Origin of the sequence: Shimia sp. SK013 (genome assembly GCF_001292625.1) — a bacterium.
Lineage (GTDB): Bacteria > Pseudomonadota > Alphaproteobacteria > Rhodobacterales > Rhodobacteraceae > Shimia.
The window spans coordinates 157749-178104 of the sequence record NZ_LAJH01000014.1 but is presented as its reverse complement, the minus strand read 5'-3'; the positions used below and the strand labels follow the sequence as shown (position 1 = coordinate 178104).

Sequence of the window (20356 nt, the reverse complement as noted above, 5' to 3'; positions counted from 1 at the left end):
TTGCGGAGGTGCGCCAAAGGCGCGCCTCCGTTTTCGTTAAGGGACCGCGCGTTGTGGCTTATGGCATTGAGGGGGCCAGCCCCCGTCCCGCCGCTGGCGGGACACCCCCGGGATATTTGAGGCAAAAGGAAGCGTTGGGTCGGCGCTAGATCGCGTTCAGATCGCGGAGGATCTCGTCCGTATGTTCGCCGCGTTTTGGGGCAGGGGGGATGGCTGCTGTTTGCCCGTCAAAGCGCGGGGCGGGGGCGGCTTGTAGGTGTCCGTTGGGGGTTTGCCATATGTTACGGGCTGCGGTGTGCGGTGCTTCGGCAGCTTCCTTGGGGGAGAGCACGGTGGCGACGCAGGCGTCGGAGCCTTCAAAGAGCGCTTCCCAGTGGCTGCGCGGTTGGCTGAGGAAGAGGTCGGTGAGGCGGGTGGTGAGCTTGGGCCAGAGCGCCTTGTCGTGCTGGCGGGTAAACTCGCGGTCGTCTGTCAGGTCGAGTTTGGCGAGGAACGCGGCGTAGAATTGTGGCTCCAGACATTGCACGGAGAGGTAGCCGCCGTCGGCGCAGGCATAACTGCGGGACCAGTGGGGGCCGTCGAGCAGAGATGTGCCGCGTTCCGTGGCGAGGCCGCCGGCCTGTTTCAGGGCCATCAGCAGGGTCATCATATGTGCGGAGCCGTCGACGATGGCGGCGTCAACAACGGTGCCTTGGCCGGTGCGTTGCGCGTTAAGGATGCCGGAGAGGATGCCGATGACGAGGTAGAGCGCGCCGCCGCCGATGTCGCCAACCAGCGTGGCGGGGGTGATCGGTGGCGAACCGGGTTCGGACGCGTAGTGCAATGCGCCGGATTGGGCGATGTAGTTGAGGTCGTGGCCTGCGGTTTGCGCACGCGGTCCGGTTTGGCCCCAGCCTGTCATGCGGCCATATACGAGGTGCGGGTTGTCTGACTGCAGGTCTTCGGGGCCGAGGCCAAGGCGTTCCATCACACCGGGGCGGAAGCCCTCGATCAGCCCATCAGCGGTGGCGATGAGTTTTTTGGCGGTCGCAAGGTCGTCGGGATCTTTGAGGTCGAGCGCAATCGAACGTTTGCCACGGTCCAGCACGGATTGATCCGCGGTGATCGCCGCGCCGCCTTTGCGGTGGATGGTGATGACGTCTGCGCCAAGGTCCGCCAGGTGCATGGCGGCGAAGGGGCCGGGGCCGAGGCCCTCGATTTCGATGATGCGGATGCCTTGGAGCATGGGAGATGTCCTTGAGGGAAGGGCGTGGCCCGACCTTGGCGGCCGGGCGCGTGGGTCAGAGGCCGTTCAGCCCGCCGCCGACGGTGAGAACCTGCGCGGAGACATAATTGCTTTCGGGACAGCACATCAAATAGACGCCGTCGGCGGCTTCTTCTGGTGTGCCGGGGCGGCCGAGAGGGATCACCGCAGCCGCGCCGGCGGCCATTTTCTTGGGGATGCCGATGCCGACTGTGTTGCCGTCGATCTCTATGGTTTTCTTTTCATCGGTGCCCTCGGTCAGGCGGGTTTCGATGAAACCAAAGGCCACGGCGTTCACGCAGACCTTTAGGCGGCCCCATTCCTTGGCCATGGTCTTGGTCAGGCCGAGAACCGCGGATTTTGCCGAGGAATAGTTGGCTTGGCCAAAGTTGCCGCCGGTGCCCGCGATGGAGGAGATATTGACCACCTTGCGGAAGACTTCCTGACCGGCCTCTGCCTCTTGTTTGGCCGCGCCTTTGATAAAGCCGGAGGCCGCGCGCAGGATACGAAAGGGGGCTTTGACGTGCACGTCCATCATGGCGTCAAACATGTCGTCGGTCATGTGGCCGATTTGGGCGTCCCATGTGTAGCCCGCGTTGTTGACGATGATGTCGATGGAGTTCCATTTTTCCACGCCTGCGCCGATGAACCGTTCGGCAAAACCGTCTTCGGTCACTGAGCCGACCACGGCGATGGCGGTGCCACCGGCGGCGGTGATTTCATCAACTACGGCTTGGGCGGGACCTTTGCTCAGATCATTGAGGACAACGTTGGCGCCTTCGGCGGCGAGTTTCAGAGCAACAGCGCGGCCGATGCCGTTGCCTGCGCCGGTGACATAGGCGGTTTTGCCGGTGAGTTTCATCAGGGTGTCCTCAGTCCAAGTCGAGCGATCGGGCGATCACTTCTTTCATGATTTCATTGGTGCCGCCGTAGATTTTCTGTACGCGGGCGTCGGTATAAAGTTCGCTGATCGGATATTCGGACATGTAGCCATAACCGCCGTGCAGTTGCAGGCATTCGTCGACGATTTCGCATTGGGTTTGCGTGCCCCACCACTTGGCCATCGCGGCTTTCTCCGGCGTCAGTTTGCCGTCGTCCAATTCCGCGAGGCATTGGTCACAAAACGCGGCCAGCAGTTCGATTTTGGTGGCGGCTTCGGCGAGTTTGAAACGGGTGTTCTGAAAATCCATCACGCGCTGACCAAACGCTTTGCGTTCCTTCACATAGGCCAGTGTGTGCTCGAGCGCGCATTGCGAAGACCCGAGCGCCATATAGCCAAGGATCAAACGTTCCCACGGAAGTTGCTTCATCAGCTGGATAAAACCCTGGCCTTCTTCGGTGCCGATCAGATTGGTGAGCGGTACGCGTACGTCCTGGAAAGACAGCTCGGCGGTGTCGTTGCGCTTCATACCCATTTTCTTGAGGCAGCGGCCGACCTCAAAGCCTTCGAGCCCTTCGGTTTCGACCACCACAAGCGACACGCCACGTCCCTTGGCAGAGGGGTCGGTTTTCGCGACCAGCACGATCAGATCGGCAGAGCCGCCGTTGGTGATGAAGGTTTTGGAGCCGTTGATCAGGTATTCGTTGCCGTCGCGGATGGCGGTGGTTTTGACCGCTTGCAGGTCTGAGCCGGTGCCGGGTTCGGTCATGGCGATGGCGGCAACTTTGTCACCCGATGCAAGGCCCGGCAGCCAGCGGGTCTTTTGTTCTTCGGTGCCAAAGGAGGTGATGTAATGCGCGGCGATGTTGTGAACGGACACGCCCCAACCGCTGTCGCCGGCTTTGGTTTGTTCAAGGAAAGTCACAGCATCGAAATGGCGCGACAGGCCGAGGCCGCCGTATTCTTCGGGGAAAGTGGCACCAAGGATGCCGAGCTCGCCGGCCTTCTTCCAAAGCGATTTGGGGACAGCGCCGGCTTTGGTCCAGGCGTCTTTGTTGGGGGTGATTTCCTCGTCAAAGAAGCGTTTGACGGTGCTGGCGAAGGCTTGCTGGTCTTCTTGCATCCACATGTGATTGGGCATGTTGGGCGTCCTTTGAATGGCGGTTAGACAGCGATGATCGCTTCGCCTTTGAGGGTTTGGGTGCCGTCGTCGATATGGGCTGCGAGTTTCAAGGTCAGCAGCGTTTCGCCGTCTTCTTCGCGGCGGTCTGTGACCTCGCCTGTGCAGTCGACAATCGCGCCCACCGGTGTGAGCGCGGTGAACCGCGTGTCGAGGTGGCGGACGTTGGCTTGGCCAGCAAAGTTGGTCACGAGGCGGCCGAGCTGCGCCATCGACAACATGCCGTGGGCAAAGACGTCGTCCATGCCAGCCTTCTTGGCGAAGTCCAGATCGATGTGGATCGGATTATGATCGCCAGAGGCACCTGCATAAAGCGCAAGCGATTTGCGGGTGACGGGGCCGAATTTGTGATCGGGGATCATGTCGCCGATTTGGGCGTTTTGAGGTGTAATTGTCATGGTCTGTCTCCCTTAGCCCAGCCGGTGAATGATGCCGCGGGTGGCGGTTACAATCGGGCCGCGCTCGGCGTGGGTGATACGGGTGGTGACATGGGCGATCTCAAGCTTGCCGCCTTTAGGGTCGGAAAAGCCTGTGACCTCGTTTTGCACCGACACAGTGTCGCCTGCGTACATCGGGCCGTGATAGTCGTAGGCCTCGGTGCCGTGCAGCAGCACGCGCAGGTCGCCGTTGATCAGCGTGAGCAGATCGGGCTGGTCTTGGCGGGCGGCTTTTTGCCCTGCAAAAGTGCCAACGACAACGGCGTAAGTGGCTGGGGCCAGAACATCGGGGTGGCCTGCGGCCTGAGCGGCGTCGGCGTCCAGATGCACGGGGTCGGCCTCGCCGATGGTTTCGGCAAAGAAGGCAATAGCGCCGCGTTCGAGTGTGACCTCGACGGGTGGCGTCACGTGGCCTTCGGTGGATCGGTCAAAAATTCCCATAACGTTTATGCTGCCTGATAAAGGGTCACGACGCAGGCGCCGCCTAGACCAAGATTGTGTTGCAGTGCGGTCTTGGCGCCGTCGACCTGACGGGCGTCGGCTGTGCCGCGCAGTTGGTGGGTGAGCTCATAACATTGTGCCAGACCGGTCGCGCCAAGCGGGTGGCCTTTGGACAGCAGACCGCCGGACGGGTTGGTAACATATTTGCCGCCATAGGTGTTGTCGCCATCCGCGATAAATTTCTGCGCGGTGCCTTCGGGCGTCAGGCCCAAGCCTTCGTACGTGATCAGCTCATTATGCGCGAAACAGTCGTGCAGCTCGACCACATCCACGTCGGCGATGTCGATGCCGGATTGGTCCTGCACCTGTTTGGCGGCCTCGGCGGTCATGTCGTAGCCGACGACCTGCATCATGTCGCGCGCCTCAAAGGTCGACGCATAGTCAGTGGTCATGGCTTGTGCTTTGATGCGCACGGTTTGGTCGATGCCATGTTTGGCGGCGAAGCTTTCAGAGCAGAGGATCGCGGCGGCGCCGCCGCAAGTGGGCGGGCAGGCCATGAGGCGGGTCATGACGCCATCCCACATGACGGGGGCTGCCATGACCTGATCGGCGGTGATTTCCTGATTAAACAGCGCCAGCGGATTGTTGGATGCGTGGCGGGAGGCCTTGGCGCGGATCTTGGCGAAATCGGTCAGCTCTGTGCCGTGCTTCTCCATATGCGACTTTCCGGCGCCGCCGAAGTAGCGCAAAGCCAAGGGAACTTGTGAATTGCCAACAAGGTCGTCGCAGGCCGCATCAAAATCATCAAACGGTGTCGGGCGGTCGGTCCAGTGGCTGCCAAGCGCGCCGGGCTGCATTTGCTCAAACCCTACGGCCAGCACGCAGTCTACGACGCCGTGTTCGATCGCTTGGCGTGCCAGAAACAGCGCGGTGGAGCCGGTGGAGCAGTTGTTGTTCACATTCACAATCGGAATGCCGGTCATGCCCACGTGATAGAGCGCTTTTTGTCCGCAAGTGCTGTCGCCGTAGACATAGCCTGCGTAGGCTTGCTGCACGTCGGCGTAACTCAGTCCCGCGTCTTTGAGAGCGGCGCCAATCGCGGTGGCACCCATGGCGTCGTAACTGTCGGATGCGCCCGGTTTGGCGAATTTGATCATGCCGACACCGGCAACGATGGCCTCAGTGGTCATGTGATGTCCTCCCTGATGTTGCGCGGAGTATCGGCTTGACGGGGGTATCTGGCAAATTCAATGTGAGCGTAAGGTATTCCATTTGTGAATACATGGAGGGACGACATGAACCTAACGAAGTTGCGCTATGTCGTGGCCGTGGACCGCCATTCTGCGATCACAGCGGCGGCACGCGCGCTGAACGTGACGCAATCCGCCGTGACCAAGGCGGTGGCTGATGTGGAGCAGGAGGTCGGCGCGGCTTTGTTTGACCGGCACGCGCGCGGCGTGGCGGCGACGGCGGCAGGGCGGGCGTTCATTGATCGGGCGGCGCGCATTCTGGCGGACATGGATCAGCTTGTGGCGGATGTTGGCGCAGGGCGGGAGAGTCGTGAGCAGGTGTTGCGCATCGGGGTGAGTTCAAGCTCGCTCGAAGGCTTGATGAGCCGCGCGATTTGGGCGCTTGTCGGGGCGCATCCCGAGGTGCGGGTGCAGATGCGTGGCGCACCGTTTGAAGCGGCGGTGCAGTTGTTCCGGCAGGGTGATCTGGATGCCATTGTCGGACCGGCGCGTCCCTTGATGGCGGAGGCAGGCGTGCGGTGCGATCCATTGCCGCCACTGGTGGCACAGTTTTACGTCAGGCGGGGGCATCCGTTGGCGGGGCGATTGGTGACGGCAGAAGAGGTGGCCGCTTTCCCGCTGATTGTGCCGGAATTGCGGGGGCCCTATGCGGATCCGATCCAACATTTGATGCAGCAAATCGACGGTGATCCGGCGCGGCGGCTGCATATCATGGAGGATTTCACCATGGCGGCTGGCCTGATCGAGCGCAGCGAGGCCATTGGCGTGGTGGTGGACAGTTATGCCAGGAGCCGACAGTTTCGGTCGCGGTTTGATGTGCTGGACTACGGCCTGCAAGAGCCGTTGCCGATGGCCGTGGCGTATCGCAGCAGCGGACGGCAGGATCGAGCGTTGGGCTGGTTTCGCAAGGCGGTTCAGGATTATCCGCCCACGTCCGACGGACCGTTGCCGTAGCGTTCAGGCGGCGGGGGCGAGGGAGGTCAACGCGGATTTGGTATCGCCCCAAATGGCGGGCAGTTGGTCCAGATGGTGGCGGGTGTCGGTTTCATTCTTGGCGTTGGCGCTGGCCTCGGCTTGCAGCAGCGTTTGGCGCAAGTGGGCTGCGCCGAAAACGGCAGCGCTTCCGGCGACGGTGTGCAGACGCGTCGCGATGGCGCCCAATGCATCGTCCTGCAAGGGCGCGGTTTCGGCGATCAGCGCCTCTGCCTCTGCGATAAAGCGGGTCAACAAACGGCCAAAGATGGCGTCGCCCATACCGTCGCGGTTGGCGGCCAGTTGGATGGTATCGATCAGCGGCGCGGTCTTGGCCTGCGGCGGCATCTGCATATCGGCCATCGCGCCGCGCATTTCCTGAAGGCTGAGCGGTTTGGGCAGAAATCCGTTCATGCCAGCGGCGATAAATCGGTCCCGTTCCTGCGGTTGGATGTTGGCTGATACGGCGATGATCGGGACATTCCGGCTGGCACCGTTGCCGCAACGAATGGCGCGCGTCGCTTGTAGCCCATCCATGCCGGGCATGGTGATGTCCATGAGAATGAGATCAAACGGGGTCTGCGCTGCCTGGTCAACGCCGGCTTGCCCGTCTGCGGCCGGGACGACGGTATGGCCGTCCTTTTCCAGCAGTTCAGTGGCCACTTCGCGGTTGATCGCGTTGTCCTCGACCAGAAGGACAGACATGCGCGCGGCGACGGCGTCTTCTTGTGATGAAGTCTTCGCGGTGCCTGGGGCGCGACCCTGTTCCATCGGCAGGCGGACCCAGAACGTTGCGCCTTCGCCCGGTGCCGTTTCCACGCCGATAGTGCCGCCCAGTCCCTGAACGATCCGGCGTGTGATGCCAAGGCCAAGGCCGGTGCCGCCTATGGCGCGGCCAAAAGATGTGTCGGAGGTGACAAAATCGTCAAACACATTGGCAACGTCATTGGGGGAGATGCCGATGCCGGTGTCGATCACACGGAATTCGATTATTGGCTTGTCACCCTCGAGGTCAGGCAGTTTTTCGATCTCTACCGTCACGCAGCCGTCGGGAGTGAACTTGATGGCGTTGCCCAGCAGGTTGAGAAGCACTTGTTCCAGTGCGGAGCGGTCGGTGCGGCCCCAAGGCATCGGCGCGCCGACCCAGTGCCAGTGCAATTCGGTGCCCTGATTGCCCGCCTGCCCGGATTGGCTGTCGATCAGTTCTGACAACAGCGCGTTGAGATCCGTGCTCGCGATGTCGAATTCGAGTTTGCCGGCCTGAAAGCGGGCAATGTCGAGCACGCTGTCGACATGGCGCATCAAGAGCCGGCCGGAAATGTCCATATTGCGCAAATATCGGGTTTGAGCCGAGGTCAGATCGGTGTCAGCCAGAAGGGTAAGATTGCCAAGCACCCCGTTGAGAGGTGTCCGGATTTCGTGGCTCATCATCGTGAGAAATTCGGCTTTGGCGCGCTCGCCCGCAAGCGCACGGTCGCGCGTTTCGAGCAATTCGTTTTCAGCAGAGACGCGTTTGGAGATGTCGTGAAGAAACGCGATGAACAGTTCTTGCTGGCCGTCATCAGCACGGTTGATCGACAGCTCAATAGGGAACAATTCGCCGCTTGCCCGTTTGGCGGTGAGGGTCACGCGCCCTTTGCCCTCGATGGTATCGGCCTCCCGATTCCGGATACGTTCGGCTGCGGCCATGTGGGTCTGTAGCATGTGGTCAGGTGATACCATTTCGATGATTTGACGTCCGCGCACCTCTTCAAAGCTGTAGCCCAAAATGCGTTCGGCTGCAGCGTTGAATTCCAGCACGCGACCGGTCAGGTCAGTCACGAGAACAGCATCCAAGGACGTTGTCAGGATTGTCTGCATGCGCTGATTTGCCTGTGCCAGCGCGATGCCACGGGCGCGGGATTTCCGGTAGATGGACAGCACGTAAACGGTGAGCGCGGCAAGCGTAACGAAGAGCGACAGGGCCAGCCCAGCCAACTGTTGCAGCATCGTCGAAATCGCCGCGCGATTTGCGTCTCCGGTCAAGGCAAAGAAAGTCAGGCCGCTGATGGACAGCGTGCGCGTGGTTTCGCGCAGATCTGCGGCGCGGCGGTCAAGCAGAGGCAGGGCCGCCACGAGATTGGCGTCCGATCCGTCGATCACCGGCACTGTGTCTTGCAAAATGTCCCATGTTCGGGCCAGCGCGTCGGGAAATTCAGTGATCTGATCCACCTGCCGGTAATACGGCGAGGTGCGCAGCGTGTTTACCCGACTGTAAAGGATGTCGAAACGCAACCGCAGGTAGCTAAGGTCTTTGTCTGACGAAAACAGGGCGTCGTTGACGGCGTTTTGAAAGTCGCTGGCTTCAACTTCGACTTGCGACAGAGACCAGCCGACGTTGTCTGATGCCTCGGGTTTGACGCCATCGAAATTGGAAATGACACGATAGGAAAGCGCCGCAGTCAAAACGATTAGCACCATGGCGCATAGGACAAGCGCGAAGCCAACAAGTCGGCGGGGATAGTTGGGGGCAGTGCTCGAAAGCGATGCGCGCAGCGACGAAATCGGAGTCGCGTGAGTGGCCGAAGACGTCATGTCATCAGATCCGAAAAGGCCAAGGGCGCGCGCAAAAACATGGGTGGAAGGTTAGTCTACGAGCTCAAGCCTGTCGAGTTGCCAGACACTGCGGGAATAGACCAAAGAGGTCTGGTAGTCAGTAGACGAATCGTAGGGGTAGATAATCCAAAGCGGGCCTTTATCGCGGCGGTGCATTGGCTCCCCGTTCATTTCATAGGCGAGGATGGGAGCCATTTCCCGTAAATCGGAGACCGGCATTTCGACCGCATAGTCGTTGATGGCCAAAGCCCGCAGCGTGCTGCTCGAACTCCCCAGTTCATCGAGCAGCAACGCTAGCGGTACACCCGTGAACACATGAACCCCTTCCGTCCATATGGTCGATGTCGACACCGTCTCTGCTGGCAATGCGCGCAGCATGTCGATGTCGAACTGAACCGTCTCGTCAGCGTTCTTGGCGCCGATTTTGCCTGACACGGTCAGAATGACGCTTCCGGAAGGTGCCGCCGGGGCGTCGTCGGCCGCTAGGGCCGTCGTGAGTGGTAGCAGCAGGCAAAATACGAAAGACACGGCAGTGCGAATTACGAAAGTCATGTCTTATTGTCCTGTTAGCTTACCTCGTTATTGCAGATGTTAGGCCACAACTGCACCGAGCAAAAGGATAGTTGCCTATCCATAAGGATAGGTTTTGCGTTCAGACGTGATGGAAATCAAAGTCACCGCGCACCGAAAATGGAAAACTTCGGTGGATGTTGCTGAGGCTTTTGGTATTCGGCCCACATGAAGTACACTAGAGATTGCCACCTGTGTCAGGTTAGGGAAACCCTGCCTTGCACCCCGGCGCCTGACGTGGGCAGTTGGAGGGGTAGATCAAAGGAAGTTCGTCGTGTTGATCCTCATCGCAGATGATCATGATTTGTTGCGAGACACGCTTGTTGCCTATGTGCAGACGGCGGGTGGAATCGACGTTCTAACTGCGCCGACTTTGGATCAGGCCATGGCCGTTATTCACAACGATGGACCGTTTGATCTTGTGCTGCTGGATTACAATATGCCCGGCATGAACCGGCTGGCGGGATTGCGGCGGGTGCTGGACCTGCCGGATGGACCCCGCGTGGCGTTGATTTCCGGCGAGGCGCCGCGGGCGGTGGTGCAGGAAGCCATCGACGCCGGAGCCGCGGGATTTGTGCCAAAAACGCTGCCGGCCAAGTCGTTGGTAAACGCCATCCGGTTTATGGCGGCGGGAGAACAGTTTGTCCCGCTTGACCTGTTGGCGCCGGCGGAACCCTCGACCCATCCGATGGCGAAGCATCTGACAAAACGAGAGTTGCAGGTTTTGGGGGGGCTGACCAACGGCAAGTCCAACAAAGAAATTGCCCGCGATCTTGGTCTTTCTGAGCCGACTGTGAAGCTGCACGTGAAAAACTTGTATCGTAAAGTAGGTGCTTCAAACCGCACGCAGGCGGCGCTTTTGGCGCGGGAAGCAAAGTTGTTCTAATTTTTCCCCCCATCAAAGGTTTGGGAACAGACGCGCATGCGGCTAGGGTTGGGTAACAGAAAGCCGTCGCCGGGCCGAGTCGCCTACATTTTCCGGCAGCGGATCCAGTTTTTAGAACAGGAGATTTCATGCGTCGGTTTTATGCTAAATGGTTGCTCGCTTTTGTTTTGGCGTTAAGCGCGGGGGCGGGCTTTGCGCAAGAAGCTCAGGAAGACGGTGGCGAGCCCGCCGATCCTTCGATGATGCGGCTCGATCCGCGCGCGATCGACATTGTCGAAAGTGTTGCCACGGTCCTGACGGCGCACGAGACGTTGGCGGTTAACTGGTTGGTGTCATATGATCAGGTGATTGACGGACGCGAAAAGATGACCCTTTTTCGCAGTGGGCGCACGATGATGGTGCGTCCGGACAAGTACTATGCCTATGTCGAGCAAGAAGAAGGGCTGCGGGAGTTCTTTTTCGATGGGTACGGGCTGACAGTGCATTTGCCTGAGTTGAACGCCTACACGCATATGCCGTATTTCGGCACGTTTGACGAGCTTACGAAAGCCGTGCGGGATGAGCACTCCGAAAGCCTTCCGGTCTGGAAAGTTTTTGTACCTGATTTTGCGGATCAGTTTTTGGGGGACATTACGGCTGCGGCCTATTTGGGGATCAAACGGGTCGCTGGAATAGAGGTGCACCACGTGGCCATGTCCAGTTATCAAGAAGACTTGCAAATGTGGATCACCACTGATCCGGTGAACCCTGTTCTCAAAATGATCGTTGGCACAAACCCTTATGAACAGGGGTGGCCGCAATATCGGGCGTATTTCAGTGATTGGGATTTTGCGCCGGAAATCGCCGAAGACAGTTTCACATTTTATCCGGACGATGAGGATGACCGATTGGTGTGGCCCAAGCGCAATAGTGATGTGACTGAGGGGGAGAATTAAGATGCGACGTCTGTTTGGATTTTTCCTGAGTTTTGTCATTGCCCTAACGCAAACGCCGGTGCCGTTTCTGTCTGGGTTTTCGGGGCCAGATGCGGCCTATGCACAGGCGCGGCGTGCCGGTGCGGGCGGCGGATTTAGCCGACAACCGACCGCGCGCCCCGGCGCGGCACGGACGCGACCGGCCATTCAGGCGCCAAGGGCGCGGCCGACGCCGTCCATTCAACCACGGCCTTCTGCGCCAAGCGCACGGCCATCGCGGCCTGCGACGCAACCAAGCCGGCCATCCACGCGGCCAAGTCAGCCGTCCACACGGCCGAGCCAGCCGTCAACACGGCCGAACCAGCCGTCCACGCGCCCGAGTCAGCCGTCCACACGGCCAAGCCAACCGGGAACGCGACCGGATCGTCCAGCGACATTGCCAAGCTTGCCAGGCAGCGGAGCGAGACCGCCGAGCACACGGCCGCCAGGCGTTAGACCGCCAGGTGAGCGCCCCGCTGGGTCCCGTCCGCCCGGCAACCGTCCACCTGGCACTCGGCCTCCGCCCTCACAATTGCCTGAATTCGGCAAGCCGGTGCGGCCACCCAAGCCGCCGGGATGGCGCCCGCCGGGGCACCGTCCGCCGGGATGGCGTCCGCCACATTATAACCCGCCCTACTATCGTCCGCCGCATTGGCATTGGGGCAGCTATTATTGGTATCCGGGTTGGGGATGGTATTTCACTGCTATCGTGGCAGGTTCGACGCTTGTCTATGTGACCTCTCTTCCGGACAAAAACTGTGAGAAGGTCAAAGACGGTTCTGAGACGCTCTATCTGTGTGATGGGGTGCTGTATCGTCCGACCTATCATGACGACACACAGGTCTATGAGGTTGTCACACCAACCGATGAGGAGGGTGCTGCTCAAGCCGAAACCATGCTCGGATTGTCGTTGACTTCGCCGATGACACGCGGACCTGCGGTGCGGGAATTGCAGACGCTGTTGGGTGGCTATGACTATGACGTCGGGGCCGTTGATGGTGTCTTTGGCCGGTCGACCGAAGCCGCGCTTTTGTGGCTGCAGTATGACTATGAGCTGGAGCAAACCGGTGCGGTAGACGAGCCCACGGCGCAGTTGCTGGGCATTTTGCCGCCGGATGAAGCGGAGACTTCTGAGGGTGATGCGGCCACGGCCGAGACAGCCGAAGGTGAGGAGGCTGAAGCGACGGAGGCGTCGGAAGGCGAACCGGACGCCGAAGCCGAGCCTGATCCCGCACCAGAAAGCGAAGAAGGCAGCAGCGCAGGAGATTGACGTCACGCGACTTTGAAAACCTATCAGGAGGGCGGTCACAGCGATGCGGGCCGCCCTCTTCATTTTGATCGCAGGTGTGGCGTGGTTGCACTAGCGGTGAACACGTCCAGCGGGTAGAGTCCGCAAGCTTGGTGGGGGCCAGAGCTGGGACGATTTGAGTTTATGGGCCGATTTGCCTCCACCGTTTTGGGCGCGCTTTGTATGTGCGCCTCCTATTTTCCAGCCTCTTTGCCTGCAGTGGCCGAAGACGGAGCGACCGTGCCTGTTTCAGAGGCGCGCGAGCGGCTCGGATTTGGCAATCTTTTTGTCAATGACGCGCTTGGCGACGGATACGACCGTTGGCGCAGCGGATCTTATAGCACGTCGCGCGTTTGGGGACGCGGCTGGGATGGGGCCTTGCCAGAAGAATTTGGCGATATTCTCGAGCTGCGGATTGGCGGCGAGATCATTTCACCTGCAAACCTTGTGGCGCCAGCGCCGGGCGATCGCCGGTGGGCGGGGTCGCTGTTTGTCGGGCTGCACACACATTTCCAGCGCGGGGGCACAGAATTTGCCTTGGGAGGCGATCTTGTCGCGATAGGCCCGATGACGCGGCTCGATCAGTTGCAAGGGGGTCTGCATGACTTGGTCGGCATTGATGGGCCGTCGGATGCCGTCCGGGCCGCACAGATTGGGGATCAGATTATCCCGCGATTTGTGGGCGAGATCGGACGCGATTTGAAAGTGGGCGAGCGGGGCACACTGCGTCCGTTTATGGAGCTGCGCGCGGGCGACGAAACCCTGGCGCGGGCCGGGTTTGATGTGACAATTGGCCAGTTCGGTCAGGGTGAACTTTTGGTGCGCGATTGGGTCACAGGGCACCGGTATCGGACCATTCGCAATCACCAAAAAAGCGTGTCTTTTGTTGCGGGTGCAGACATCGCCAAGGTCTTTGACAGCGTCTACTTGCCGAGCAGCGACGGCTATCAGCTGAGTGACGAGCGCAGCCGCGTGCGCGCGGGCATTCATGTGCGCGGTGAGGCGTATCACGTGTTTTACGGGGTAAGCTGGTTGAGCAAGGAATTTAAAGGTCAGAGCGACGATCAGTTGGTCGGTGCAATCAAGCTGGACTTTAACTTCTGAGGCTAAACGGTATCAGCCAATCACTTTTTTTAAATTCGGGCTAGGCACGTCGAATCGGCTTTGTTAACCTGTCGTTAATAAAAAAACTAAATGGCAGGTTATCGGGCAATGAAAACGGGCTTTCGTGGCACGTTCGTCATCTCCTGGTCGCAAACAGAAGTAGATGGTCTTAGGGCCGCACCGGTACAAACGCTGGAAACAGGCGTGGTGTGGTCGTGGACTGGGGATGCCGTCCAAGTGGACGGCTCCGGCACGCTTTTGCGTCTCGACCATGGGGAAGAAGGGACAAATATACGAAAACGGGCGGCGCGCATTGTGCGCCGTTTGGTAGGCGCAGCTGTAACCGGGGATGGGACATCAGTTGACCTTGGACATCTGGAGGGAGACGATCCGCTCATGGAGGGCGGTTTTGTCGTCACCGACGGAACGCACAGCTTTACTGCGACAGTGATCGAGGTGCCGGGCAGTGCACCTTTGTTGATGTTTTTGGACGAGCTTCCGCCAAAAGGGCGTGAGCTTTGGGTTGTGCATCATTCTATGGAAGCGCTTGAAACGCGCGCGCCGGGAACGGCGGGCGCCGGGGTGATTTGTTTCACACCGGGCACTATGATTGCGACCCCTGAAGGGCCACGTCGTATCGAGGATTTGCGGGAAGGCGATCGTGTGCAAACCCGCGACAACGGTGCGCAGGATGTTCAGTGGATTGGCAGCCGGCGTATGACCGGCGCGCGTTTGTTCGCGATGCCAAAGCTGCGGCCAATTCGCATTCGCGCGGGCGCGCTGGGCATTGATCGTCCGGACGAAGAACTGCTGGTTTCACCTGATCACCGTATGTTGGTGCGCGGGGCGGCGGCACGGGCGTTGTTTAATACAAATGAAGTCCTGGTAGCGGCGCGAGATCTGGTGAACGGGTCAAGCGTGGCGGTGGATCATGCGCTGCGGGAGGTGACATATGTGCACCTGTTGTTGCCAGGACACGAGATCCTGTGGGCCAATGGGGTTGAGAGCGAAAGTTTTCATCCGGCAAACGCCGCTATGGAGTCGCTTGCGGACAGTGATCGTGCACGGCTGTTGGAGAAGCTGCCGGAGTTGGAGATCAATCCGCACACCTATGGACCCTATGCGCGCCGAAATCTGACTGCGAGCGAGGCGGCGATACTGATGCACGACGCGGCCTGAGAATGTCGCAGTGTTAGAATGCAAAATGTCCTGATCCAACGGATCGGGGCGTTTTTTTGATGGCTTACGACTGCCGAAGATGGCGTGTTGGTTTGTCTAGGGAGCCATGCAGGAGCAGAGAATGGCAGGTTTGAGCCCAGATTTCCCATTTTCTGTATGACTGCGAACGGCCGCTTTTCGGAAAATCATGACTTTTCCAATATCGACCTGATCTAAAAGATAGATGCCTAGCTCAGCCAGTCACGATTGTTGCTGACAAGCAGAGGCGTCTGATCCGTATCTTCCATGAGGGTCACGCTGTCCCCTGGAGCAAGGCGCAGTATCTCGCCCGCAGCACAGGCATGCCGGATACCGTCACACCAGACTGTCCTGCCTTGGGCCACCGCGAAGCCACTTGCGTCATCGAAACCAAAAGCTCGACCACCCCGCAAGCCGTTGCGCAGTTCGAACAGGAACAGGCCCATCTCTTCGATGTTGCCCGTTTCGCAGTTGGTGATATCCACCGACAGCGGGAGGCGACCACATGTTTGGCTTTTCCCCAGCAGATCTGTTGGTTTTGAGGAGTGGAGGTCAGGGGGTCTTGAACGCGTGCCCCTCCGCATCGAAGTAGTGAAGATGAGTATTGTGGAACCGCAGACCAATTCTGTCCCCCGGCTTGAGGGGCGTGTCGCCATTAATCCGGAACGTCACTTGTCCGGCTTTGCCGCAATCCATGACCACGAACGTGTCGGCACCCAAGTATTCCAGCACGTCGACGGTTCCGTCAATAACTGCGGAGCCGTCAGGCGCCTGCTCGATATGTTCGGGGCGAATGCCAATGTGGCGAGTGCCATCGGGCATTCCCGTGAGCTCTACGTTTGAAACGTCTATCAGGTTCATGCGAGGGGACCCAATAAACTGCGCGACAAACAGGTTCGCAGGGTTCTCGTAAAGATCGCGCGGCGTGCCGATTTGCGCGACTTTGCCTGCCTCAAGCACGACGATCCGATCCGCCAGCGTCATGGCTTCGATCTGATCATGGGTCACGTAGATCATCGTGGATTTGAGCGACTGGTGAAGCTTGGCAATTTCGTAGCGCATTTCCACTCGAAGGGCGGCGTCTAGGTTTGACAGGGGTTCATCGAACAGGAACGCCGTGGGGTCACGTACAATGGACCGCCCGATGGCCACGCGCTGGCGTTGCCCGCCGGAGAGGTCCTTTGGTCTGCGGTCCATATAGGAATCCAGCTTCAGAACCTTGGCTGCAGCATCTACTTTTTCGGCCACTTCCGCCGCCGGAAGCCCAGCGGACTTGAGCGGGAAGCCCACGTTATCGCGCACCGACATATGCGGATAAAGTGCATACGACTGAAACACCATTGCAAGGCCGCGTTTGCTCGGCGGTTCCGCTGTGGCATCGCGACCTGAAATCATGATCTGGCCGCGCGATGTTTCTTCAAGCCCTGCAATCATGCGCAGGAGCGTTGATTTTCCGCAGCCAGATGGCCCAACGAAGATGATGAATTCCCCTTCGGCGATATCTAGATCTACACCTTTGATGACCTGAACGTCGCCGAACCACTTTTCGACTGCTTTGAGGGTGATTGATGACATCAGGCGGCCCCCCTTTGGGATTGCAGATCGTCCCCGGCCCAGCCGAGCCAGACGGCGGCGGTCCATGTAAAGGTGCCCCCGCCGGCGGGCGTGCCGTCATGTGGGTGATAGTATTCAGCAAAGCCGTTTTGCTGCATCAGTGTCGCGGTGTCTGAGCGGATACGCTGTGCGAGCGCTGTCACGCCTTGTTCTTCCATGCCCGACCCCACCAGATAGTTCATGATCGGCCAGGTTGGCCCTCGCCAGTAGCGCAGGGGTTCAAAGCCATCTGCGTCCGGATCGAAACTGGAAATGGCGTAGGTCACATTTTCGACCATTCGAGTGACCTCCGGCAAGGCGGCGGCGTTGTTGATGCCGCCGTACCAGCACAGCGCCGAGGCGTTGGAGAGCACGCCGTTGAAGTTTCCCGCACGGGTGTCGCGGCTGTCGTAGGCTTGAAGATCCTCGTTCCAGAGGGTTTTTGCCCCGTCCTCAAGGATCGCTATCCAATCTTCGATTTCGGTCACGTCGTGGCCAAACTTGCGGCCCATGTCGATCATATCGCGTTGGGCGCGCAACAAGGTGAAGGTCATCGTTGGATCGGCGACGCGAAACGGGTTGATGTCGCGCAGTTTCGCCTGATCCCAGTTCACCGACACGCCCAGTTGCACCAATTTGAGATAGCGGTCGTAATCATATTTCGTTGGGCGCATGGCCGGATCGACGTGGGATGTATCGCGGCGGGTGTATTCGCCGACGTCTGACGCATCGATCGCCTTCATCGGGCCATCCCAGTCGGGCGCATTGTCTCGACCTGCCTCCCACGGGTGGGTGACGCAGACGGCGCCACTGTCCAGCCGCCACTCCATGAACCAGCGATGCCAGGCGTTGAGTTTGGGCCACATCGCGCGGGCGCGTGGTTCTCCGCTCGGGTCCATCTTTAGCATTTTCGCCATGAAGGTTGCGGCGACGGGTGGCTGACTGATTCCAGAGGACGCGATTGGCCCGCGGCCAGACCAGACGTCCGGCCCGGGAAAATAGCCGGGATCAGAGCGGTGAAAGAGGATGTGTGGCACCATGCCGTCCTCCCATTGGCCCGACAGCAGCGTCTCCAATTCAGTCCAGCCACGATCGGCGTCGAAGGTCGTGAACCCCCAAGCGGCAAACGCGCTGTCCCAATTCCATTGGTAGGGATAAAGCCCGTGGGTCGGCAGGGTATATCCGCCCTTGTCGTTCATGCGCAGTATGTCGCGGGCCTGCTCGTGCAGATTTGTTTGGTCCATCATTTTATCCCTTCACCGACCCTGCGGTCAGCCCTTTCGTCATAAAGCGTTCCAATCCGAGGAAGATCACCATGATCGGCACCGTCGCGATGACGGCGCCTGCCATCAGGTGCTGGCGCGGAATTTCAGATGAGTTGAGCGACGCGATCCCCCGGGTCAGGGTAAATTTCGACGGGTCGTCCAGCAGCATAAACGCGAGCAGGAATTCGTTCCACGCGATCATGAAAACGTAGAGGGACACCGACGCCATCGCAGGCAAAGACAGGGGCAAAGTGATTTTCCAGATCACCTTGAGGCGCGAAAGCCCGTCCATCAGGCCTGCTTCTTCGACCTCTGCGGGAAGCCCGCGAAAATAGCCTTGCAGCATGTACAGCGCCACAGGAATTGTTGTGACTGGATAGATCATAACGATGCCACCAATCGTGTTGCGCAGCCCAGTCATCGAGTAGGCGATGTAGATCGGCAACGCGAGAACGATCATCGGCACCATGTAGATCAACAGGATCGCGCGTGAGAACGCGGCCCGCCCCCGGAACCGCAGTCTGGCCACGGCATAGGCACCAGGCACCGCGAACAGCAGCGTGATGAATACAGTCAGAACTGAAATAACGAATGAGTTGAGCAGATAGGTGCCGAAGTTGAACTGGTTGAACAGTTCTTCGTAAGACCGAAACAGCTCCCAGCCTTTGGACAGCTCGATACTAAAATCGAGCGGGTTTTGCATCAGCTCTGACTGGTTCTTCAGACTGGTAAGGACCATCACGTAAAACGGTATCAAGACGATTGCGGTGAAGAAGATGTAGCCAAAGCCAGAAAGAAACCGGATCACCGCCGCCTCGAACACGTGGCGGTTGTTTGCGCCCAGTGCCATGTCGTCAAGGATGATCCAGAGCCCGAGGACGGAAAACCCGGCTGCGGCCAGTGCCCCAATCACGCCCGAGAATACCGAAACGGTTTCAGCGATGACCAACGGGCCGTAGCCGAGATAACAGGCGATTGCGACGAGCATCGCCGCACCCATCGGTTTCCATTTTGGTCCCGGCAGGCACGCCAACCCAAGAGCGGCACCCCAAACCAGAGAACCCAGCAGGCTCGGACGGAAGGCTTCGCCGGTGGCAAAACTGAGAGAAACGGCGACGGTTGTGGCGATCAGAAACGTCCACAGAATTCCGATGATAACAGCGGTCACAGAGCCTTGGCGCAGCATGGTCATCATAGCCCTTCCTCGCGGCTGATGAAGCGGAAGAAGAACGCCGAGAACAGCAGTAGGCAGCCAAAGATCACGACGGCCACTGCCGCCCCCGCCCCGATATTGGAAATCGCAAAGGCCTGTTCATAGACGTTCACAGTCAAAGTCCGTGTTCCGGCATTGCCACCGGTCAGCAGGAAAATGTCGTCGAATTTGTTGAACGTCCAGATGAAGCGCAACAGGAACAGCACCGACAGAATGCCCAGCAATTGTGGCACAGACAAATACCAGAACTGCTGGAACGGGGACGCGCCGTCCATGTCGGCGGCCTCGTACATATCTGTATCAATCGACTGCATCCGCGCCAGAATGAACAGGAACGACAGCGGGAAATAGCGCCAGATTTCAAAGACCGTCACCATGATCAGTGCAAGCGGTCGCTGTCCAAAGAAATTGATGGATTGTTGCGTCACGCCCATTTGGATCAACAGCGCGTTGGCCGAGCCCGAGAAGGGATCGAACAGGATCACCCACGCAAAGGCCACTGCGATAACTGGAGAGACGTAGGGAAACAGATAAAGACCGCGCAGGATGCCCTGCCCACGGAAGGTCTTGTTCAGCAAAAGAGCGGCGAACAACCCAAAAAGGAGCGCGCCAATGGTTCCGAACACAGTGTAAAAAAGCGTAGTCCACAGCACTGTCCAGAATTCCTCGCCGTTGAAGATGCGTGCGAAATTATCGAGCGTGAACGTGGCGTTTGTCATCACATTCGACGAGCGGCCTTTAATATCAGGGTCGATGTCCTGAGGTCTAATCCCTGAGTCCAGATAGGCCTGTGCAACAATCACCGGCACCAACAGCGTTTCGCGATAGCCGCCTTCCCAGTCGCCAAGATCACAAGCGAAGGCATCGCCATCCAGAGTGCAGCGCGGGTCAACTTCTGTCACGGTAAGCCCAGCGGGGATCGTGTCTCGGAAAGACACTCCGGAGATGGGTTGATCCTTGGACGAATTGCGCAGGCGATACCGGATCGTGGCTTCGTCGCCCGCAACTTCCGGATTGCCGCGCAGGTCTTCTCGCAACACCACTTCAGGCGGGCGCAGGTCAGCCAGCGAGACTGGTTTCACGCTGATCCAGAAGATCGCGAGCAGTGGCAATATGACGACAAGGGCGACGATGCTGATCGTCGGCAACAGAAGACCCCACGCCAGTCGCGCTTCAAGACGCGCAAGGGGGCCGGTGCCCTTAGGGGGGACAGCAGCAGTCATGACGGAATGCTCCGGTTTGGTCGTATGAGGAAGCGCGGCGACACGTGGCCGCCGCGCAATTTTGGA

General features: G+C 59.3%; 20 protein-coding genes. 6 read left to right on the top strand and 14 right to left on the bottom strand.

Annotation, left to right across the window (positions count from 1 at the left end):
* Nucleotides 1-145 precede the first annotated feature (145 nt).
* The 6 genes from SHIM_RS14405 to SHIM_RS14380 are packed head-to-tail and all read right to left on the bottom strand — an operon-like array spanning nucleotide 146 to nucleotide 5371.
* Nucleotides 146-1225 (bottom strand): CaiB/BaiF CoA transferase family protein, encoded by a 1080-nt coding sequence (locus tag SHIM_RS14405; protein WP_054003373.1) that lies wholly within the window; start codon nucleotides 1223-1225, stop codon nucleotides 146-148.
* A 55-nt stretch (nucleotides 1226-1280) separates the two neighbouring features.
* Complete coding sequence (locus SHIM_RS14400; protein ID WP_241488878.1) at nucleotides 1281-2105, bottom strand: SDR family NAD(P)-dependent oxidoreductase; 825 nt, start codon at nucleotides 2103-2105, stop codon at nucleotides 1281-1283.
* Between the two features lie 10 nt (nucleotides 2106-2115).
* Entirely contained in the window at nucleotides 2116-3264 is a 1149-nt protein-coding gene (locus SHIM_RS14395; protein ID WP_054003371.1) for an acyl-CoA dehydrogenase family protein, read from the bottom strand.
* Between the two features lie 23 nt (nucleotides 3265-3287).
* A complete protein-coding gene (locus SHIM_RS14390; RefSeq protein WP_054003370.1) occupies nucleotides 3288-3701 on the bottom strand; it encodes a MaoC family dehydratase in 414 nt (137 codons plus the stop codon).
* Between the two features lie 12 nt (nucleotides 3702-3713).
* Nucleotides 3714-4181 (bottom strand): FAS1-like dehydratase domain-containing protein, encoded by a 468-nt coding sequence (locus SHIM_RS14385; protein WP_054003369.1) that lies wholly within the window; start codon nucleotides 4179-4181, stop codon nucleotides 3714-3716.
* Between the two features lie 5 nt (nucleotides 4182-4186).
* Nucleotides 4187-5371, bottom strand: coding sequence for a lipid-transfer protein (locus tag SHIM_RS14380; protein ID WP_054003368.1), 1185 nt, complete (start codon nucleotides 5369-5371; stop codon nucleotides 4187-4189).
* A 105-nt stretch (nucleotides 5372-5476) separates the two neighbouring features.
* Between SHIM_RS14380 and SHIM_RS14375 the strand changes: the two genes are divergently transcribed.
* Nucleotides 5477-6385, top strand: coding sequence for a LysR family transcriptional regulator (locus SHIM_RS14375; RefSeq protein ID WP_054003367.1), 909 nt, complete (start codon nucleotides 5477-5479; stop codon nucleotides 6383-6385).
* A 3-nt stretch (nucleotides 6386-6388) separates the two neighbouring features.
* On the opposite strand, the gene SHIM_RS14370 is transcribed toward SHIM_RS14375, so the two are convergent.
* Together SHIM_RS14370 and SHIM_RS14365 are read right to left on the bottom strand one after the other, a co-directional pair.
* The gene (locus SHIM_RS14370) at nucleotides 6389-8977 is read right to left on the bottom strand and encodes a hybrid sensor histidine kinase/response regulator (RefSeq protein WP_054003366.1); all 2589 of its coding nucleotides are present in this window, start codon (nucleotides 8975-8977) and stop codon (nucleotides 6389-6391) included.
* 51 nt (nucleotides 8978-9028) lie between these two features.
* Nucleotides 9029-9550, bottom strand: coding sequence for a molybdopterin-dependent oxidoreductase (locus SHIM_RS14365; RefSeq protein WP_054003365.1), 522 nt, complete (start codon nucleotides 9548-9550; stop codon nucleotides 9029-9031).
* 292 nt (nucleotides 9551-9842) lie between these two features.
* On the opposite strand from SHIM_RS14365, the gene SHIM_RS14360 reads away from it, so the two are divergent.
* Together SHIM_RS14360 and SHIM_RS14355 are read left to right on the top strand one after the other, a co-directional pair.
* Nucleotides 9843-10454 carry a LuxR C-terminal-related transcriptional regulator gene (locus tag SHIM_RS14360; protein WP_054003364.1) on the top strand — a complete coding sequence of 204 codons (612 nt, stop codon included), beginning with the start codon at nucleotides 9843-9845 and terminating at the stop codon, nucleotides 10452-10454.
* Between the two features lie 128 nt (nucleotides 10455-10582).
* Nucleotides 10583-11389, top strand: coding sequence for a DUF2092 domain-containing protein (locus SHIM_RS14355; RefSeq protein ID WP_054003363.1), 807 nt, complete (start codon nucleotides 10583-10585; stop codon nucleotides 11387-11389).
* A gap of 134 nt (nucleotides 11390-11523) precedes the next feature.
* On the opposite strand, the gene SHIM_RS20430 is transcribed toward SHIM_RS14355, so the two are convergent.
* The gene (locus SHIM_RS20430; RefSeq protein WP_193749932.1) at nucleotides 11524-11673 is read right to left on the bottom strand and encodes a hypothetical protein; all 150 of its coding nucleotides are present in this window, start codon (nucleotides 11671-11673) and stop codon (nucleotides 11524-11526) included.
* Between the two features lie 266 nt (nucleotides 11674-11939).
* Between SHIM_RS20430 and SHIM_RS20200 the strand changes: the two genes are divergently transcribed.
* The 3 genes from SHIM_RS20200 to SHIM_RS14335 all read left to right on the top strand — a co-directional run bounded on the left by SHIM_RS20200 (nucleotide 11940) and on the right by SHIM_RS14335 (nucleotide 14978).
* The gene (locus tag SHIM_RS20200; protein WP_152926559.1) at nucleotides 11940-12677 is read left to right on the top strand and encodes a peptidoglycan-binding domain-containing protein; all 738 of its coding nucleotides are present in this window, start codon (nucleotides 11940-11942) and stop codon (nucleotides 12675-12677) included.
* A 258-nt stretch (nucleotides 12678-12935) separates the two neighbouring features.
* Entirely contained in the window at nucleotides 12936-13799 is an 864-nt protein-coding gene (locus SHIM_RS14340) for a lipid A-modifier LpxR family protein (RefSeq protein WP_241488877.1), read from the top strand.
* A gap of 108 nt (nucleotides 13800-13907) precedes the next feature.
* Nucleotides 13908-14978 carry a Hint domain-containing protein gene (locus SHIM_RS14335; RefSeq protein WP_054003413.1) on the top strand — a complete coding sequence of 357 codons (1071 nt, stop codon included), beginning with the start codon at nucleotides 13908-13910 and terminating at the stop codon, nucleotides 14976-14978.
* A gap of 227 nt (nucleotides 14979-15205) precedes the next feature.
* Here the strand turns inward: SHIM_RS14335 and SHIM_RS14330 are convergent, their stop codons facing one another.
* From SHIM_RS14330 to SHIM_RS14310, 5 genes are all read right to left on the bottom strand, one after another.
* The gene (locus tag SHIM_RS14330) at nucleotides 15206-15481 is read right to left on the bottom strand and encodes a D-lyxose/D-mannose family sugar isomerase (protein ID WP_054003360.1); all 276 of its coding nucleotides are present in this window, start codon (nucleotides 15479-15481) and stop codon (nucleotides 15206-15208) included.
* A 67-nt stretch (nucleotides 15482-15548) separates the two neighbouring features.
* Nucleotides 15549-16571, bottom strand: coding sequence for an ABC transporter ATP-binding protein (locus tag SHIM_RS14325; protein ID WP_054003359.1), 1023 nt, complete (start codon nucleotides 16569-16571; stop codon nucleotides 15549-15551).
* Nucleotides 16571-17836, bottom strand: a complete 1266-nt coding sequence (locus SHIM_RS14320; RefSeq protein ID WP_054003358.1) for an MGH1-like glycoside hydrolase domain-containing protein — start codon at nucleotides 17834-17836, stop codon at nucleotides 16571-16573. The genes SHIM_RS14325 and SHIM_RS14320 overlap by 1 nt, the downstream gene beginning before the upstream one ends.
* Before the next feature lies 1 nt (nucleotide 17837).
* Nucleotides 17838-19046 carry a carbohydrate ABC transporter permease gene (locus SHIM_RS14315; protein ID WP_054003412.1) on the bottom strand — a complete coding sequence of 403 codons (1209 nt, stop codon included), beginning with the start codon at nucleotides 19044-19046 and terminating at the stop codon, nucleotides 17838-17840.
* Nucleotides 19046-20290 carry a carbohydrate ABC transporter permease gene (locus tag SHIM_RS14310; RefSeq protein WP_054003357.1) on the bottom strand — a complete coding sequence of 415 codons (1245 nt, stop codon included), beginning with the start codon at nucleotides 20288-20290 and terminating at the stop codon, nucleotides 19046-19048. Before SHIM_RS14310 ends, SHIM_RS14315 begins: the two co-directional genes overlap by 1 nt.
* Between the last annotated feature and the right edge of the window lie 66 nt (nucleotides 20291-20356).

Excerpts from the sequence above, each read along its gene's own strand:
- SHIM_RS14405 (WP_054003373.1), bottom strand. The coding sequence starts at position 1,225 with ATGCTCCAAGGCATCCGCATCATCGAAATCGAGGGCCTCGGCCCCGGC.
- SHIM_RS14400 (WP_241488878.1), bottom strand. The coding sequence starts at position 2,105 with ATGAAACTCACCGGCAAAACCGCCTATGTCACCGGCGCAGGCAACGGC.
- SHIM_RS14395 (WP_054003371.1), bottom strand. The coding sequence starts at position 3,264 with ATGCCCAATCACATGTGGATGCAAGAAGACCAGCAAGCCTTCGCCAGC.
- SHIM_RS14390 (WP_054003370.1), bottom strand. The coding sequence starts at position 3,701 with ATGACAATTACACCTCAAAACGCCCAAATCGGCGACATGATCCCCGAT.
- SHIM_RS14385 (WP_054003369.1), bottom strand. The coding sequence starts at position 4,181 with ATGGGAATTTTTGACCGATCCACCGAAGGCCACGTGACGCCACCCGTC.
- SHIM_RS14380 (WP_054003368.1), bottom strand. The coding sequence starts at position 5,371 with ATGACCACTGAGGCCATCGTTGCCGGTGTCGGCATGATCAAATTCGCC.
- SHIM_RS14375 (WP_054003367.1), top strand. The coding sequence starts at position 5,477 with ATGAACCTAACGAAGTTGCGCTATGTCGTGGCCGTGGACCGCCATTCT.
- SHIM_RS14370 (WP_054003366.1), bottom strand. The coding sequence starts at position 8,977 with ATGACGTCTTCGGCCACTCACGCGACTCCGATTTCGTCGCTGCGCGCA.
- SHIM_RS14365 (WP_054003365.1), bottom strand. The coding sequence starts at position 9,550 with ATGACTTTCGTAATTCGCACTGCCGTGTCTTTCGTATTTTGCCTGCTG.
- SHIM_RS14355 (WP_054003363.1), top strand. The coding sequence starts at position 10,583 with ATGCGTCGGTTTTATGCTAAATGGTTGCTCGCTTTTGTTTTGGCGTTA.
- SHIM_RS20430 (WP_193749932.1), bottom strand. The coding sequence starts at position 11,673 with ATGGCCGGCTTGGTTGCGTCGCAGGCCGCGATGGCCGTGCGCTTGGCG.
- SHIM_RS14335 (WP_054003413.1), top strand. The coding sequence starts at position 13,908 with ATGAAAACGGGCTTTCGTGGCACGTTCGTCATCTCCTGGTCGCAAACA.
- SHIM_RS14325 (WP_054003359.1), bottom strand. The coding sequence starts at position 16,571 with ATGTCATCAATCACCCTCAAAGCAGTCGAAAAGTGGTTCGGCGACGTT.
- SHIM_RS14320 (WP_054003358.1), bottom strand. The coding sequence starts at position 17,836 with ATGATGGACCAAACAAATCTGCACGAGCAGGCCCGCGACATACTGCGC.
- SHIM_RS14315 (WP_054003412.1), bottom strand. The coding sequence starts at position 19,046 with ATGACCATGCTGCGCCAAGGCTCTGTGACCGCTGTTATCATCGGAATT.
- SHIM_RS14310 (WP_054003357.1), bottom strand. The coding sequence starts at position 20,290 with ATGACTGCTGCTGTCCCCCCTAAGGGCACCGGCCCCCTTGCGCGTCTT.